This window comes from Agathobacter rectalis ATCC 33656 (assembly GCF_000020605.1).
Classification (GTDB): domain Bacteria; phylum Bacillota; class Clostridia; order Lachnospirales; family Lachnospiraceae; genus Roseburia; species Roseburia rectalis.
In genome coordinates, this window is record NC_012781.1 from 2,373,994 (window position 1) to 2,392,472 (window position 18,479).

The following is an 18,479-nucleotide window of genomic DNA, read 5'->3' on the forward strand; positions in this document are numbered from 1 at the left end:
TAATAACCTTTAAGGGTAGATGACCTGCAGCCTGCCATCCTTGCCGATTTTCACATCACTAAGCAAAATATTCCTTATGATATTACATTTTACCGCTTTTTCTGTATCCAAAAACGACTCGAAAGCCTCATTTTGGTATTCAAACATAACATTTCTCTGAGCGGATGCTCTTCCCGCTACCGCATACTTGAGCTGCTCAAGGTAGTCAATCAGCTCAACCCAGCCATCATCCACCGCCTTTAGAGTTGCCTCGCGGACAAACTGCTCGTAAGCCTCCTCATCGCCTATGCGCTCACGCTGTCTTGAAAGCCCCTGATACACGCGAAGCATCAGGTAATCGCTAACAGTGGCGGCGCTTTGCATGTCAGACTTTGACAGACCGGCGTCCAGCTTGTAGGAGATATTGTCAAGAATGTATCTGTTAAGCATGGATGTGTATTGCTGTGTATTGGTATTTTTATCGCTATCTTTCTTTCTGCCACGGCGCCTGCCATGCTTATTATTACTCTGTATGCAGTCAAAATGATTAACGAAATCTGAAATATTCTCCTTCGCAATCTCTACTATCTTCTCCTCCTCGACGCTTGCGCCGTCGAGCAGGTTCTTTCTGGTTGCGTAGATTAAGTCACGCTGACGCTGGAGGACCTGGTCGTACTGCACAGATCTCTTACGATTCATCTCTGCCATCTCATTATTTAATCGCTGGCTTTGATTTACAATACGTCTTATCCGGCTCCTGCTTATCCATCGCTTTCCATCAATGTACTTTTCAAGCTTTTCATCATCCTCAGCACCTACTATGTCATCCTCGAGGCTCACATAGTACTGGCTGAAGCCCGGGTCCCCCTGTCTGCCGGCGCGGCCTCTTGCCTGCCTTTCAGACCTTCTGTTTTCCATCCTTCCCACACCTATAACAGCCAGACCTCCAAGCTCCTTCACACCTTCTCCAAGCTTTATATCTGTTCCTCTTCCTGCCATAGTTGTAGCAACCGTGACCGCATTCAGCTGACCTGCTCCTGCGATAATCTGCGCTTCCCAAAAAGCATTACTGGCATTTAGTACGTTATGCGGGATATTGTACTGAATCATCAATCTCGAAAACAAATCGGTATCTGTAACAGAGTTTAAAACTACGAGCACAGGCTGTCCTGTTTTATGCAATTCAATAACATCATTTGCTGCAGTGTGAAACTGATCTCTTGCATTTCTAAAATATTTATCTTTATGGTCTTTCCTAATCATTGGCTTGTTTGTCGGTATTTTAACAACCCTCTTGTGATATACCTCAAAAAGCTCATCCTTTGCATCCATGAGTGTACCGCTCATGCCGGCCATCTTGTCAAACAGCATGAACAGATTTTGAAAGGTAACAGATGCCACAGTTCTGTATTCCTGCGATATCTCTACCTTTTCCTTTGCCTCTATAGCCTGATGCTGACCGCCACGCAGCTTTACACCATGCATGAGACGTCCTGTCGCTCCGTCAAACAGTTCCACCTCTCCATCCGGGCTGATTACATAATCTTTTTTATTTTCGAGCAATTTATGAGCTCTCAATGCCAGCGTAACATGCCTGTTGATTTCAAAATATTCCTTGCCATAAAAGTTAGGAATACCAAAAAAGCTCTCTGCAAATTTAACTCCCTTTGGAGTAAGCCAGACAGCCTTGTCCTCTTCAATATAGTCAATATCCTCAACCAGTGTCGTAACAAAGAAATCACACAGATTATAAAGATTTGACTGCACACGCGGAACTCCTGATATAACAAGCGGCATAATAGCGGCATCCAAAAGCACCGAGTCAGCCTCATCAATAATTACATAATTGAAATCACACAAAAACCTATCTGACTTATTCTTAACAAGATTATCAAACAGATAGTCAAAACCCAATGTACCGTTTGTGGTATATATGATATCCGCTGAATAAAATATTTTACGTTCATCATCCGTTCTCTTATTAGTATTAGAATCATTACCATCAGGATATGAGCATGTCAGTCCCATAAAAGAATATACTTCACCCATCTCCTCACCATCACGTGAAGCAAGATAGTCATTTGTCGTGACAAGCATACAGCTTTTACCTGTCAAGGCATTCAGATATAAAGGCATCGTAGCTGCCAGAGTTTTACCTTCACCTGTATTCATCTCGGCAAGATATCCCTTGTGTAAGGCTGCTCCTGCAAGAATCTGAACATCATATGGTCTTTTTCCAAGAACTCTTTCATCAGCCTCAACAATAGCTGCAAATGCATCCGGCAATAACGAATCCAGTGATTCACCACTCTGGTATCTGTCCTTAAACTCAACTGTAAGATGTTTTAATTCATTATCACTTAGATTTTTTATTTTTTCTTCGCTTTTTTTGACCTTTGCTAGCAATCTTTTTAAGCTTTTCAATTCTCTTCTGGTCTTCATCAAACTCTTCCTTTGAAACCTCTTTTATTATAAGTGACTTAAACGTGAAATCCGCATTTCCGCCATTAATCAATTCTATTGAATAACTGTATGTCGTGATTGGTGGTAAAAAATATGCTTTATTATCTCTCACAATAGTGCTTTTCGTCTCGTTATCGTACCTGTCGTAAAATATGATACGAAGAATCAGAGCCTCGCTTTCCACACTGTTATAATCAATGTTCAGCCCGATAAAATATGTGCTCTCGCCATCAATAAGCGGCAATGTTGGTTCTAGCCTGTGCATCTGATAATTCGTCTTTGAATACCATCTGTGAACCACAGTTCCCGGTGGCATAAGCCTGTTAGAATATCTTACTGATTTGTCTTTATTAAATTCCACCTCTGACCCATACCCATATGAATCAGACATAACCTCTTCCCAATATACTGTCCAAGTATCATTTACCATATATCTACATCACTTTCGATTAAAATCTTCTTCAAGAATCAGCCTGTATTGACTCAAAAACCATCCCACAACACTCTCGTGATTATCATTATGATGTCCATGGGAACCTTTTCCATATACTTCTACACCTTCTGATTTCAAATGTTCCAGTATATTTTTATATCCATCTGTATCATAATCATCCTCATACAAATATGAAGCTATAAATTTAGTATGAGACCAGTCTGCTTTATCAAATCTTTCCCACATTCTTTTATCAAATTCTTCTACACTCTTTTTCGATAATGAACCATAATTTTTCAATAACAAATCAAGTGATGTCGGAAAAACTCCCGGTCTAAGAAGCCTTTCGTTTTCTGCAACAACGCCAAGCTCTGTAAGTGGCTTTGCTAAAATCAGTGCATGGGGACTCAATTTAGAGCCAAAATAAAGGGAACCAAAAGTACCCATCGACATTCCGGAAATAATAACATCCGATTTCTTAAACCTCATTTCATTAATCGTTTTTTCAATATTATTAAACAGCTTTTCCTCTAAATCAGCATTATCTATATAAAAAGCACCACCCTCAAGTCTTGGATCAGTAATAAGCATAAAAGGACATCCGAGCTTTCTCATCATATTATAGCCCTCAAATCCTTCCTGCTTACGATATCCCGAAAAATAAATAGCAAGAGGTGGTTTACAATCTCCTTTATCCAGATATGTAAATATCTCTTCTCCCTGTGATGAAATAATCCTCTCTCCACCAGGAAGAAAATAACCTATATTCTGCCTTGAATATCTGTCATGCAACGATATAACTTCGAGTGTTCCCTGTCCTTTTGCCAAAACAGAAACAAACAGCGGTCCTTCAAGCTCGTCATTGTCAATAGTCACAATCCCATCTAATTCATCCTGGCTGAATTCCCATACCCTTTGGATATCACCGACAGAACCATTATAGAATTTATATACATGCAACTTTACCTCTACAGAACCTGTCCTTCTGTGTTCAAAGTATAAATCAATATTTTGTCTGTCAAACACCGGAATATTTGATTTCCAGAACACTATCTGAGAAAATGTGTCTCCAAAATTTCCTTCTAATAGCATGTCATAGTTTCCCTTACATCTGACTGAACCTCTAAAAAACTGACTAACAGATATATGCTCCGGCTTAAACTTTTCACCGTATGGCTGTCTGTAATACTTTGCTGCCTCCTGATCCAGAAAAACCTGCACATCCCCTGAATAGAGATAAAGACCTGATCGCTCCTCAAAATAATCATGAGTAACACTGTTTTGCATCTTTATATTCTCTGTAGCAAAAAGACTGTACGCTCTTGTAATCTTAGCCAGTATCTGTTTTTCCTTATTGGTTATATCTCTGTCTAAAATAACGATATCTACCTGTTTAGGTGGAAAAATTCCTGTGTCTTCATAATTCTCCCACTCAACGAAATCGGGAATGTTATATTTGGTTGTCCAATCCTCATTTCCAATATACAAAATCTGAATACTATTCAACTATACCTAACACCTTTCGCCATTTATCAAGTAATACTTCTGTTTTATAGTCCTTTCCTGCTTCATAACACGCAACAAGAGCTGCATTCCAATTCTCAAGACTATCCAGATAAAATGCCAGACTTCTGCCTATCTGATTATAATCATCTATGATTCTACCGTTTTTGCCATCATGCAGGAACTGATCCTCTGAAAAACTAATACGCGGAACACCTTTACTTATTGCCGTTATATAAAGGAAAACATCAACCACTCCCCGCAAATCCAATATGATCCTTTGCTCATTGATACATTTGCTGATGGTTCTCTCATCCACACACACATCGATAAAAAATCTCTGTTCAACCTTTTCTTCGTCCTCATCAATAGAGTCAGCTTTACATGCCCATCGTATATCATGTCCATATTCCCTGAGCATACCGACAAGCTCGTTACGAATATTATCTTCATGTCCCCACTGTGCATTTCTTGTAAAAATGTGTACCCTTGCAAGATCGTTAATACACAAATACTCTGACACCTCACGGATAATTGCTCTATATGCATCCTTTTCCAACCCATCTATAGGAATCAAAATATTCTGAACCTTTAACTGCTGACTTATACCAAAATCCATACGCGTATCATACGGCGGAATATCCATTATACGCAGACTTGAATCTGACAAATTATCCTTTATAATTTTTGTCGTATTTTTTGAATCTGTAATAATATATTCCGAGGACTTCAGATAGCCTTTGATGCTATGAATTTTCGAATAATCATATCTTTCTTCAAAAAAAGTATAAACTACCTTTCTTTCTCGGAGCACATCACCTAAAACCTTCATATGCAAACTATGAACTGCCACGAAAAAAGTATCCTTTGCCCCGGTTTCATTAACAAAATCAGATAGTACCTCCTGTATCACCTCATCAAGTGAGTCATATGACAGCTTACAAAATTGCTTTTCTCCTGTTTTAGTATCATACATCGGATAAGAAGGATTGACCATTACACTTCCATCTGATGCATTTACTCTGAGCTTCCAAATAGTGTTTTCCATCAGGTAATCCTGATATTTCATTTGTCCGTTTTCATATATAATCGTTGAAGATACAAAGCCTCTGTCATCGTAATAATTCCTTCGGCAAATCTGCCCTTCCTCGTACATATCTATAATTATAGGGTTCCCATCCTCGCCAAACTCAACCTGAGCATATTTCTGTCCATTATACAAGGCAACAATTGAGAATGGTGAATATACAAACTCCACGCCCTCCGGCCACTTAATATCATGATATGACAACACAGCCATCTTAGTCCTCTTAATCTGTGCAATTGCATCAAAACAAGACCAGTACGGCGAACGATACATGCCCTGTCTATGAGAGAAATGCCTGAAATTTGGTGAATAACCAAGTAAAACTATCCGATACTTCACATCCACATTTCTGTGAAATAGTGTAATCTGTTTAATTGTTTCGTCAAACTCTGATTTCATTCTCCTCATGTACCATTGCTGTTCATTTTCAATCCATGAGTTTTCCTTATACCATGCCGGTACAAAATATAACATTAAAAATCTCCTTATACTATATAAATGGATGATATCTGTCCATATTTCTATAAACCTCAGCCTCTCTATATAACGATATCCAAATGCCTGTCGACATCATTATAGAGCATGGTAACATAGCCAGTGTTGAATCAATATATCCTCCAAATTGAAGAAATAGCGGAACTCCCTGACATATACATATAATTATCGAGCTGTATATAGAAAATCTGATTACCGTACCCACAAGATATCTGCGAGTCGGCTTGCCTGCATATATATCCAGAATAGAATCCCCTGATTTCAACAGATTCTCGGCTTCCTTGCCCGGTGTGAGCATTATCACAGAAAATAAAATAGTAAGCAATACAATAATTGCCAAATATACTATAATTCCAAAAACAGCCGTGAGCCTAAGATTATCAACAAGCCATGCAAGCTTTTGATTATCCGGGTGCAGATAATATAAGCCCGAACAGACAAACTGTGGCAGCATAAATACCGCTGAGGTGAACATAAGCGGCATTGCACCCACAGGATTTAACTTATATGCCAGGTAATTCTTATCTGCATAAATATTGTTTATGGAAACTCTCTGTACTGCTATTCTCTTTTCAGTTGTTTCTATTATAACCATAATAGCAATCTCAACAACACCGATAATTACAGGCAAAATCAGTCTGTCTGCTTTCTGTCCTGCAAACATATTCATCATTCCATCCACAATATTTATCATGAATACACTCATTCGACCACCAATACCGTATTTCGTGGTTCTATCACACATATACACTACTATAAGCATGCCTGCTATAAGCTGTATAAACACAATTATCTTTGTAATCAACAGCATCTGCGCATCCATATCCTTGTACACAAATGTCTGAACCTTCTGATATGCCTGGATAAATGCAATTACCATCATAAAAAAAAGTGTCCATATATTAAGTTTTCTTGGAGATATCTTTCGGGAACTGTCTAAAGATATTATTGCTACCAGTAGCACTGCAAGTATTGAAGCAATCATATATGGCCACAATCCCAGAATAAACAATGAACAGTTTTTCATATCTCCTGATAATGCCTGAAGCAAAATAGATTGTGCATCAACACTCACATCCTCATATGCTTTCAGATCTATTCCATATAATGGGATATTTCTTCCAATCATATATACAAGCATTATCATTAGAGAATACAATATCTTATACAATAATACATGTTCTTTTTGTCTCTTCTCTTTCAATGATTTCCTCTTCCTTTGAATAGTATTAGTGACCATCCATAACAGATGGTCACTAACATTATAAAACAATATTCTTAGTATTGCTATTGATTATTTATTTCTCATCAGAATTATCCTCAGAGTCATCACTCTTTGCCGGTTTTCTTCTGCGGTTATCATAAACACCCTTTCCTGTGATAGCTGCAACTGCTGCTGCAATCCACCACCACCATGTTTTGATACCGTCCTTGGCTGTTCCGACTGCTGCAAGAGGTGTATCCTCATCCTCGATGTTCTGAAGATTATCTTCATCCTCATTTACTGCAAGAGGAACCTGTGCATCCTGAATTGGTGTATTCGGTGCCACAGGAGTTGCCGGAGCTACTGGCGCTGCCGGAGCTACCGGTGTAGCTGCTGCAAGAGGTGTAGCAGCCGGTGTGATAGTTGCTGCCGGTGCAGGTGCATTATCTACTGCCGGTGCAGGAGTTGGAGCCGGTGTCGGTACTACATTTGCAGTTGACTGACTCTGACTCGTGCTTGTGCTGATGCTCTCGCTTGTGCTGAGTGACTCACTTGTGCTTGCTGATTCGCTTGCACTTGCTGACTCACTTGCACTTGCTGACTCACTTGCACTTGCTGATTCGCTTGCACTTGCTGACTCACTTGCGCTTGCTGATTCACTTGCGCTTGCTGATGTACTTGCACTTGTTGAAGCACTGGTGCTTGCTGAGGTACTTGCACTTGTTGAAGCACTTGTGCTAGCCGATGTACTTGCACTTGTTGAAGCACTGGTGCTAGCTGAGGTACTTGCACTTGTCGATGCGCTTGTACTTGCTGAGGTGCTTGCGCTGGTTGAGGCACTTGTGCTGGCTGAGGTACTTGCACTTGTCGATGCACTTGTGCTAGCCGATGTACTTGCACTTGTTGAAGCACTGGTGCTAGCCGATGTACTTGCGCTGGTTGAGGCACTTGTACTTGCTGAGGTGCTTGCGCTTGTTGATGCGCTTGTGCTAGCCGATGTACTTGCACTTATTGAGGCACTTGTGCTCGCTGAGGTGCTTGCGCTGGTTGATGCACTTGTGCTTGCGCTGATTGAGGCGCTGGTACTTGCTGATGTACTTGCGCTAGTCGATGCACTTGTACTTGCTGAGGTGCTTGCACTAGTTGAAGCACTGGTACTTGCGCTAGTCGATGCACTGGTGCTTGCTGATGTACTTGCACTAGTCGATGCACTGGTACTTGCCGAGGTACTTGCACTTGTTGATGCGCTGGTGCTTGCTGAGGTGCTTGCGCTTGTTGATGCGCTTATGCTAGCTGAGGTGCTTGCGCTGGTTGAGGCACTTGTGCTTGCTGAGGTACTTGCACTTGTTGATGCACTTGTGCTTGCTGAGGTACTTGCACTTGTTGAAGCACTTGTACTTGCGCTAGTTGATGCACTGGTACTTGCCGATGTACTTGCGCTGGTTGAAGCACTTGTACTTGCACTGGTGCTTGCTGATGTACTTGCTGATGTACTTGCACTAATCGATGCACTTGTACTTGCTGAGGTACTTGCGCTGGTTGATGCACTCGTACTTGCTGAGGTGCTTGCACTTGTTGATGCACTTGTGCTTGCTGAGGTGCTTGCGCTTGTTGATGCGCTTGTGCTTGCCGATGTACTTGCACTTGTTGATGCACTTGTGCTTGCTGATGTACTTGCACTTGTTGATGCACTTGTGCTTGCTGAGGTGCTTGCACTTGTTGATGCACTTGTGCTTGCTGATGTACTTGCACTTGTACTTGCGCTTGTTGATGCGCTTGTGCTTGCTGATGTACTTGCACTTGTTGATGCACTTGTACTTGCCGATGTACTTGCACTTGTTGATGCACTTGTGCTTGCTGATGTACTTGCACTTGTTGATGCACTTGTGCTTGCTGATGTACTTGCACTTGTTGATGCACTTGTGCTTGCTGATGTACTTGCACTTGTTGATGCACTTGTGCTTGCTGATGTACTTGCACTTGTACTTGCGCTTGTTGATGCGCTCGTGCTTGCTGAGGTACTTGCACTTGTTGATGCACTTGTACTTGCACTTGTTGATGCACTCGTACTTGCTGATGTGCTTGCACTTGTTGATGCACTTGTACTTGCCGATGTACTTGCGCTAGTCGATGCACTGGTGCTTGCTGAGGTACTTGCACTTGTTGATGCACTGGTGCTCGCTGAGGTACTTGCACTTGTCGATGCACTTGTGCTAGCCGATGTACTTGCACTTGTTGATGCACTTGTACTTGCCGATGTACTTGCACTTGTTGATGCACTGGTGCTTGCTGATGTGCTTGCACTAGTCGATGCACTGGTGCTCGCTGAGGTACTTGCACTTGTCGATGCACTTGTGCTAGCCGATGTACTTGCACTTGTTGATGCACTGGTACTTGCCGATGTACTTGCACTAGTTGATGCACTGGTGCTTGCTGATGTGCTTGCACTAGTCGATGCACTTGTACTTGCTGAGGTGCTTGCACTAGTCGATGCACTGGTACTTGCTGAGGTGCTTGCGCTTGTTGATGCACTGGTGCTTGCTGAGGTACTTGCACTTGTCGATGCACTTGTGCTAGCCGATGTACTTGCACTCGTTGATGCACTTGTACTTGCTGAGATACTTGCGCTTGTTGATGCACTTGTTGAAGCACTTGTACTTGCTGACGTACTTGCACTAGTGCTTGCCGATGTACTTGCGCTAGTCGATGCACTTGTACTTGCTGAGGTGCTTGCGCTGGTTGAAGCGCTCGTGCTTGCTGATGTACTTGCACTTGTACTTGCGCTTGTTGAGGCGCTCGTGCTTGCTGATGTACTTGCACTTGTTGAGGCACTTGTACTTGCGCTTGTCGATGCACTGGTACTAGCTGAGGTACTTGCACTCGTTGATGCGCTTGTGCTTGCTGATGTACTTGCACTCGTTGAGGCGCTGGTGCTTGCTGATGTACTTGCACTCGTTGAGGCGCTGGTGCTTGCTGATGTACTTGCACTCGTTGAGGCGCTGGTGCTTGCACTTGTTGAGGCACTTGTGCTTGCTGATGTGCTTGCGCTTGTTGAGGCACTTATACTTGCTGAGGTGCTTGCACTAGTTGAGGCACTTGTACTTGCACTTGTCGATGCACTAGTGCTTGCCGATGTGCTTGCGCTTGTTGAGGCACTCGTACTTGCTTCAACACTCAAACTCTCTGATATTCTTACTGATTCACTCTTCTCATAGTTTGGATCTGCATTATCCAATAAATCAATGGAATCCCCATGCTTATATGCGTATTTATACGTATGTACTCCACCTGTACTACTACTTCTAAATTCTACCCATTCATTATCAGACACTTTTAATACAAACGCATTTCCATCACATATATACAATCCGCCTGTTTGAGAATATTTTTTCGCATTCCAAGCATACCCTGTTGTCCAATTAAATTTCACTGAATCAAAGTCATTAAAATATTCCCAATTACCTGTATATGAATTCTTTACTCTATACTGGCATGATTCATCCTCCCAAAACTGGTACCATTTTCCATTTCTAACTTCAATATCATTCCCAGCTAAATCTTTAAAATTATTTGCCGTAATCTTAGTGACATGATGTACCTTTTTTGATACACAACCATCTCTATATGTATCATTACTTGCAAGCTGCGGCATTCCACTCATTCGAGCATAAACAGCCATATCCTGTTCTGCATCATCTGTATATGCAGCCGCTACAACATTATCACCACTCTGCTGTTCTGCATCACTCTGCTTAGCACTTTCGCTGGCGCTTGAACTATCACTGGTACTTTCACTTACACTCACGCTTTCGCTAGTACTCTCTGATGCACTTTCACTCATGCTCTGTGTTGTACTCTCGCTATACTCTGTCCTCTCGCTCTCAGATAAAGAGCCTGCGTCAGCTAACGAATTGGAATCTGCTGCCGATTCATTAATTGCAGCCATAACCATATCAGCACCCTGGATAGAGCTGACTCCACCCATGGCAATTCCCGCTGCGGTTATACCTTTTAAAATACTGTCAACCTTCTTCTTATTCATATAGTCTCTCCTTATTCACACGAATCCGGATACTTGGATTATCTGTTTCCTAATCCTCTTTCATCCGGACATAACTATAGTTTTCCTCTTTTACACTATAAATATAAACTCCACGGTGTATCTAAAATCGTATAAAAACATTTATATACCGCCAAATTATAGCCTTTCTCTACACAAAATCAAGGTATCCAGCAATAATTTTCTGGTATATATTCCATTTATGAACAAATCTTGCAGTTTTTTTACATTTGCGTAGTATTGACTCAATTTATCTTCCGATTCTGATACAGCTATCCGGTATACATCTTCAAAATCTGTCGCTGCTGCTCCTATTTCATTATCTGTCACATACTTTTCACAGCTCAGCCCCTTTTTAACTATCACTGGGATTCCGGCAGCCATATAAAGTCCGAGTGCCTGCTCGTCAGTATCCCATATTAAGCCAAAGCCTCCGTCTGATAATCTAAGTATAGATTCAGTGACGTGGTACTCATCATATTGCACCACCTCTATATTCAAATTGTTCAATGGATATTCATTTTGACTCGTTTCCGCCATAATATATAGTTTTTTATTTTTATGCTCATTTGCGCAAATGTCTGTCATATAATCCGGTATATTCTGAATCAGATAAGGTTTTTCTTTTAATCCATTTGCGATATAGTAATCCCGCAGCGCAGCCGAGGCAAAAATAAACATATCGGCCCGGTTAAGCAGCGTGATTTCATCACTCAAAGAATACTCGCTGTCATCTCTATCTGATGCTATTTCCTGTATAAACGCAACAATTTTCGTTCCATGATATCTTCTTAAATGCTCAAATAAAAATCCATCGTATCTGGGACTCTCACCGCTTGGATGCTGAAAAATCACTATATCCTCCGGACAAAGTGATGCAATTATGCCATCCATCCTAACATGCAACTCATCATCACTATCATATGTATCAGGAAATTTAAATAAACTCATTTCTTTAAAGCCAAGTGTTTCACCAGCGTTTTTCACCGCATTTTGACGGAGACCAATCAATCCGCCTATGTTATAAGTTTTTGTAATATGTACGCTCATAATCTCTTCCCTATTATTCCACTGTAGCAACTATCTGTGATTCATACACCTGATCATGGTCAAATACTATATCCTGTCACTGTTAATTTGTCTGCTAAATCTATATATGATCTTGATATCTGTTTTCAACCGGTGTACAGGCATTTTCCAATACCTCAATTATTGCATCCTGAAGTATTTTTCTGGTATATGCGCCATCTAATATCAGCTTTTGAATATTCTTTACATTACGATAAAGCTCTATATACTCTGCATCCGTAATACTCTGAACCAGTTTATCAGCTTCATCCAACGTATCAACTGCATATCCCAGACCGTTTCTTTCGACAAATTTATCATGAACACAGCCTCTTTTTACTATAACAGGTATTCCTGCTGCCAGATTTGTACCGAGTTTGTACGGCTGATTCATCGAATAATATCTGTCAAAATATTCATCATCACTCCAAACAAGCCCAAAGCCTCCTTTGGAAAGCTCATGCATTAGCTTTTCCTGCTCAAAATACCCTTTCCAGCAAAAGCTGTCATCATTTTCTCTGTCCGGCTTATTTGCATCATATTGATAAATCGGAGTCTTGCCATGATACTCTGCCAGAAACGGAAAACGATTATAATTCCCGGCAAAGTGAAAGCATCTTGTTACAGCATGATCTACAAAGCAAATGTCTGATGGCATATCCCAGATAGTCTGATAGATAACAGGTTTCTCATCAAGCCCATTTTCTTTCAGATAGCGATGCATCTTCTTTGATGGCAAAATAAGTAAATCCGCCTTATTGAGAGTTTTAATTTCCATATCGAGAATTGCCTGTTCAGAATCAAACATAAGCTTTTGTATATCCTGAACAAAAATTATCAGCTTTGTATCCCGGTATGACTTTATCTTGTTTACAAAACTCTCATCATAATTCACCCCAATCCAGCTTGGATACTGAAAAATCACAATATCCCCATAGTTAAGAGGCGCAATTATCCCATCAAGGCGTTTGTCTATCTCCTTTGCATAATCTGGCTTTAAAGGATAAAAAGACAAGCCCATTTCATGACAGCCAATACTCTGAGCCACCTTTAATACTCTTCTATGTGCCAGACTGGCAGTCCCTGCCATATTGTTTAGTGTGGTAATGTGTGTTTTCATTAATACTCCTGTCTACAAGCTCGTAGTTTCATTGAGGTTTCCATCATTTGTATCTTAATAACCTCATCCACTTTTTTTCTACACTTGCCTCTGTAAAACCACTTGCAATTTTATATGAATTCTCATGAAAAAGCTTTAACCTATCTTCATTTTCAAAGATTTTTACAATTGCCATTCCAATTTTCTTAGCTAAAACTTTTTTATTCATCAACTTCCCATCTATCAGATATCCATTCTGTTCATTTTTAATAAACAACCTATTACCATACCTTGTGTCTAGTCCTATCATAGCCAAGCCATTACCCGTTGCTTCCATTAATGAAAGTCCAAATGATTCAAATTGTGAAAAGGATGCGTACACTTCATAATTCCGATAGAGCAATTTAACATTCTGCCTCCCCATAAAATGAATATAATCACTAGCATTATTGGAAGATACAATATTATTCAAATGCAATATATACTCATCCGATCCTTCTCCATAGATATCTAAATTTATATATTGATTGTACTTGTGCGCCTCAATAACAGCTGCTATCAATAAATCAATACCTTTTGTTTCTTCGATTCTGGAAGCTGATATAATACTATATTTTTTTCTGTTTTCTATAATACATTTTTGTGTTTCAATTGCTCCGGGGGGTATTACACTGACTGATGGTATATAGCAATCATGTTCTTTAAGCTTATTTATTAATGCTTTCCGCTGTTCCTCAGTCGCTACAATAAAAGTATCTATAGCCTGTGAATATTTAAACCAATAATAATACTCATAGTTCATATATAATGAACCTATATTCTCATTCAATTCATAATATTGGTCAGAATGCAGAACACAAATAAATTTCGCTCTATTTCCAAATTCAAACAATGGTCTTAAATAATCTAAATACCCCCCTCTATCCAAAATGCATATATCATTTTCATTGAGTGCTAATTGCTTAATGAAATATATCAATAATTCCTGATTGTCCATTACCTGTCCATTACTAAACACATACTTTATTTTATCAGCATCAAATACCTGCTCAAATACAAGCTTTCCGTTCGTGTCCCAGAACAAACGCCTCTCAAGCTGGCTTTCTCCAATTTCACAATCAGATGTTCCATATAATTCCGTGTATGCCAGACTATCAAAATAAAAACTAGTAAAAATAATACGTTCATCCTTATAATATGAAGCACTTATAATATTATTTTCATCGTCACAAATTATTTCACACTTTTTTTTATTGTTTTCAATAAGATATGTAATATTATCCTTCTCTATGATATCGTCATGATCAATTATTTCTTTCGAGAGCAATATATCTTTTTTTAAGCTTAATCTCATATCCATACGTCCGGTAAGATATATTTCTTTCGAGATTATCTGTTCTCTATCGATTCCCTGATTAATATATAGATCTAAATCTCTCTGCGTCGGCAGATTCATAAAACAATATTTTATATCAATATTATTTTTTTTAAATAACTTTGCACGGAATCCCTGCGCTACATCTACCCCGGAAAACTCGTAGCCATTCATTAATGTAAAATCGAATATTCTCATACTTATTCCTCAAACATTTCCGTTACAGCTGTATATAATTTTTTATATTGTTCTTCTATCAACTCTCGATATATTGATTCTTCATACATTGTTTCTTTTATTCTGCCAATCATTCTATCACAATCCGTTATTTCAAAAATATTATTTTTCAAACAAATATCTCTTCTGTGAACTGTATTTTCAAATGCAAATATTACCATGCTATTATTAACTGCTACATTTGTCGAACTATAAACTTCATTATAATAATTTATATCAAGATATATATCGCATAAATCAAACAATTCCTTTATTTTTTCTTCCGAAACCACTGGATACAAATAAACATTTTCATACTTTTCCAATTGAAGTAACTTATCTGACATAAGTGTCCATGCTGCAACATAAAAGTCCAGATCCGGTATTTCTGTGATCAACGTGTCAATCATTTCCAGCTGGTCAGAATCGGTAAAAATCAAAGCTTTTTTTATTCCAAATTTATTTTTCTTTCTTTTATCATATAAATAAAAGCTTTTACACACACAATTTGTGTGCTTGGCGATCCAATCTCTTTTATTTTTATCATTACATAATATTCTTAATTTATCTACAAATTCGCCTTTTTGAAATTTTTCATACTGTTTATCATCATTCAAAAAAAATGTAACTGAATATTTTTCACGCAGCCCATATATTTTTTCCAATTCTTCAACATCAAAAACAACTATATTTTTATCACTTATTTCAGCTTTGATCATAATATCTGTAAACAGTTCCGCAAATGATGTACACACTTTTTTTATATCGTTTTTTTCAAAAACAGTATATATTTGCGACATTACCTGTTCTAAAAGTACAAGATTACCTTCACTGTCAAAAAATTCACGTAATATAATTTTATTGTTTCGCACATTTTCCGTACAATATTTGTAACCCATTTTATTATAATAATCTTTTCTATAAACTCTATTTTCTTCATCATGCCATTCAACTAATTTAACATTACGCTTTTCAATTGGTTCATTAAAATATATGGATGCCTTTTTTATATTATTATCATATACAGCTCCATCAACCCCATCTGCTCGAACAGCCCACCATTTAGGTAATTCGATAAATGCATAATATAATTCTTTTGTTTGCTCGCCTTTTCTATTTTCATCAATATAACAATCATAAAACCCAAACACATCATTGATATTATGATTTGTCATTGCCAAAAGTGTGCACACCGAACAGCTCTTTCCCGTATTATTGATGGTGTTCTTTATTCTTTTTATAAAATCCGTATATTCTTTTGCCAATATAATCATATTATCTCCATTTTTCAATATTAAAAACTATAGGGCAAACCCACCCTCTGTATAATGTAAAAACCTCTGTGTTATAAAATAATTCTTACCATTTTCTAATCCGGCATTTGCAAGTATTTCCAGTCCATTACTATCGTCCGCATCCGCTGAAACTATATAGACCGTATTATCATCACAGATAATCTCATTCTCTTCTAAATGCTCATGCCATTCACAGCTATCGAAATTTCTGTTTAATAGCCTCATTGCCTTCCTTATAGAGCTATTCTCTCCACCATAGAATACGAATCGTATATTGTTTTGAGTAGCTTTTTTTAGCAACTTCTCCAGCATACCTGTTCTATCTACAATTCTGCCCATAGAATTACACAATAAGCCATCCTCCATCTGCTCTCCCCATGGGGTTCTCAGTATTGTAAAATAGTATGCTCTGTCAATTTCATTATTTGTATGCAGCATCAACAGGGTTGCAGCATAATGATATATTTTTTTCTCTGCTTTCTCATTATTTTTTCTTGCCTCATCAATAAAATAATTCCATTTTTCATCTATCAATAAGGTTTTTCCGCTGAATATGGCATTTAAAGCATCCTGATCAGGAAGCCATGTTCGTGGATTATCGCTCAGATAATCCATAACCTGTTGAAACAGGCTTCCATTTTTCCTGATATTGTCAAGATTCATGCAAAGAACACCTGCATTAAAATATCTGTCTCGGCTTGTCTGCCCTGCTGCTACAGCGTATGGAGTTCCCCAATTTCTTATTGTCGAACAATCCTGAGCAGCCGCCAGACAGTAATTATCTATATTTAGGTTCCATAATTCTTCAATATCTGTATTTACAAATAAATCAGAGTCCAAATATATTATTTTTTTTAAATCCGGCATAATATCGGGCAACATAATTCTGAACATTGTTCCAATTGTAAATCTATTCATTGAATCAGCCAATGAGCCAAAAATGTCTGGATTAAAGTGATGAAATTCTATGCCGTTTCCACTATTATCAGCAATAAGACTCAGCTTATTTTTATTCATTTCATTCAATGTGTCATCATGTAATATATGAAAAACTATTGGTGCTTTTGTATTTTCAACAATGGATTGCATCGTTGTTCCAGCCCAGACACTGTAATTTCCATCCTTATCATGTATACCAAGACAGATATGTATTGCATTATCTAAAAACCATACATTATCCATTTTTTTCGCAGTTACCCTCAGCTTTGACATTCTTTTCAATACCGCATCATCTGAAAAAGCCCTCACATATGGATTATTAAATATATCCGGTTCACTCTTTAAGAACTCTTCTTTGCAAATATCCAATTCTTTTTTTAGGAAATTTTCTATTCTATTGTATGACTCAAGATATTGATGCCATAACAAAAATGACTGTATCTCACAGTGACACTGCTCAATTACATTTCTCAGTTCTGCTTTTCTACTTTGAATAGCCTGCCTTATATGATCCATAATAATCTTAGCATCCCGGATCTTTGCATTGCTAATTTCAGAACGTATAATGCCCTCTGTATTCTCAAAGTAATAGTATAATGTCGATTGCACCTTACAATATTTCTTTGCAAGTAACACACAAAGCATGGAAAAATATGTATCCTCATAATATACATCTTCTATAAATCTTAGATTATGTTCTATTATAAATTTGGTCGAGTATAGCTTTGCCCATGCTGTTACATTAGTAAATCCGGTCAGACCTATAATGAGATTTTTCCTATTATCAACATTATCCAAATCAAGCCTTTGAATTTCAAAATCATTTACTTCTAATACATTTGGCTTATCTGCTTTAAAACACGATACACCACACTGTGCCACATCATAATCATCCTCTGTCATTCTATCATGCAACACCCTAAGCATATCCGGATGCACATAATCGTCCGCATCCACAAATGTGATATATTTGCCGGTGCAGATATCCATTCCCAGATTACGTGCACCGCCACACTTTCCTTTTTTCTGTATTTTAAGAGATATAACATTCTCCGGGTATTGTCTTTGTAAGGATTCTAATATAGACCATGTATTGTCTGTCGATAAATCATCTATGAGTATCACTTCGAGATTTTCAAAGCCATATGTCTGGCTGTAAATTGAATCGAAGCATCTCATAATATATTTTTGCACATTGTAGCATGGAATAATTACTGATATCTTGTCTTTACCATTCATAACATTTTCTCCATAATATATAAA

12 protein-coding genes are annotated in these 18,479 nt (G+C 38.4%); 1 reads left to right on the top strand and 11 read right to left on the bottom strand.

Annotation, left to right across the window (positions count from 1 at the left end):
- Window positions 1-9: 9 nt before the first annotated feature.
- The 6 genes from secA2 to EUBREC_RS17745 form a co-directional block, all read right to left on the bottom strand.
- Window positions 10-2,421: an accessory Sec system translocase SecA2 gene (gene secA2, locus EUBREC_RS11305; protein WP_041254167.1), complete on the bottom strand. Its 2,412-nt coding sequence runs from the start codon at window positions 2,419-2,421 to the stop codon at window positions 10-12.
- Window positions 2,336-2,872 (bottom strand): accessory Sec system protein Asp3, encoded by a 537-nt coding sequence (gene asp3, locus EUBREC_RS11310; RefSeq protein WP_012743333.1) that lies wholly within the window; start codon window positions 2,870-2,872, stop codon window positions 2,336-2,338. The genes secA2 and asp3 overlap by 86 nt, the downstream gene beginning before the upstream one ends.
- Window positions 2,873-2,881: 9 nt before the next feature.
- On the bottom strand, window positions 2,882-4,381 hold the full coding sequence (gene asp2 / locus EUBREC_RS11315) for an accessory Sec system protein Asp2 (protein WP_012743334.1): 1,500 nt from the start codon (window positions 4,379-4,381) through the stop codon (window positions 2,882-2,884).
- Window positions 4,374-5,939, bottom strand: coding sequence for an accessory Sec system protein Asp1 (gene asp1, locus EUBREC_RS11320; RefSeq protein ID WP_012743335.1), 1,566 nt, complete (start codon window positions 5,937-5,939; stop codon window positions 4,374-4,376). Before asp1 ends, asp2 begins: the two co-directional genes overlap by 8 nt.
- A gap of 16 nt (window positions 5,940-5,955) precedes the next feature.
- Window positions 5,956-7,164, bottom strand: coding sequence for a hypothetical protein (locus EUBREC_RS11325; protein WP_049757238.1), 1,209 nt, complete (start codon window positions 7,162-7,164; stop codon window positions 5,956-5,958).
- A 94-nt stretch (window positions 7,165-7,258) separates the two neighbouring features.
- Window positions 7,259-7,510, bottom strand: a complete 252-nt coding sequence (locus EUBREC_RS17745; protein ID WP_012743337.1) for a hypothetical protein — start codon at window positions 7,508-7,510, stop codon at window positions 7,259-7,261.
- Between the two features lie 190 nt (window positions 7,511-7,700).
- On the opposite strand from EUBREC_RS17745, the gene EUBREC_RS18030 reads away from it, so the two are divergent.
- Entirely contained in the window at window positions 7,701-10,379 is a 2,679-nt protein-coding gene (locus EUBREC_RS18030; protein WP_306718517.1) for a hypothetical protein, read from the top strand.
- A 983-nt stretch (window positions 10,380-11,362) separates the two neighbouring features.
- Here EUBREC_RS18030 and EUBREC_RS11340 read toward each other — a convergent pair.
- The 5 genes from EUBREC_RS11340 to EUBREC_RS11360 form a co-directional block, all read right to left on the bottom strand.
- Window positions 11,363-12,274 (bottom strand): glycosyltransferase, encoded by a 912-nt coding sequence (locus EUBREC_RS11340; RefSeq protein ID WP_012743340.1) that lies wholly within the window; start codon window positions 12,272-12,274, stop codon window positions 11,363-11,365.
- Window positions 12,275-12,374: 100 nt separating this feature from the next.
- Complete coding sequence (locus EUBREC_RS11345; protein ID WP_012743341.1) at window positions 12,375-13,412, bottom strand: sugar transferase; 1,038 nt, start codon at window positions 13,410-13,412, stop codon at window positions 12,375-12,377.
- Window positions 13,413-13,455: 43 nt separating this feature from the next.
- On the bottom strand, window positions 13,456-14,964 hold the full coding sequence (locus tag EUBREC_RS11350) for a glycosyltransferase (RefSeq protein WP_012743342.1): 1,509 nt from the start codon (window positions 14,962-14,964) through the stop codon (window positions 13,456-13,458).
- A gap of 2 nt (window positions 14,965-14,966) precedes the next feature.
- Complete coding sequence (locus EUBREC_RS11355; RefSeq protein WP_012743343.1) at window positions 14,967-16,256, bottom strand: glycosyltransferase family protein; 1,290 nt, start codon at window positions 16,254-16,256, stop codon at window positions 14,967-14,969.
- Window positions 16,257-16,283: 27 nt separating this feature from the next.
- Window positions 16,284-18,455, bottom strand: a complete 2,172-nt coding sequence (locus EUBREC_RS11360; protein ID WP_012743344.1) for a glycosyltransferase — start codon at window positions 18,453-18,455, stop codon at window positions 16,284-16,286.
- Window positions 18,456-18,479 lie beyond the last annotated feature (24 nt).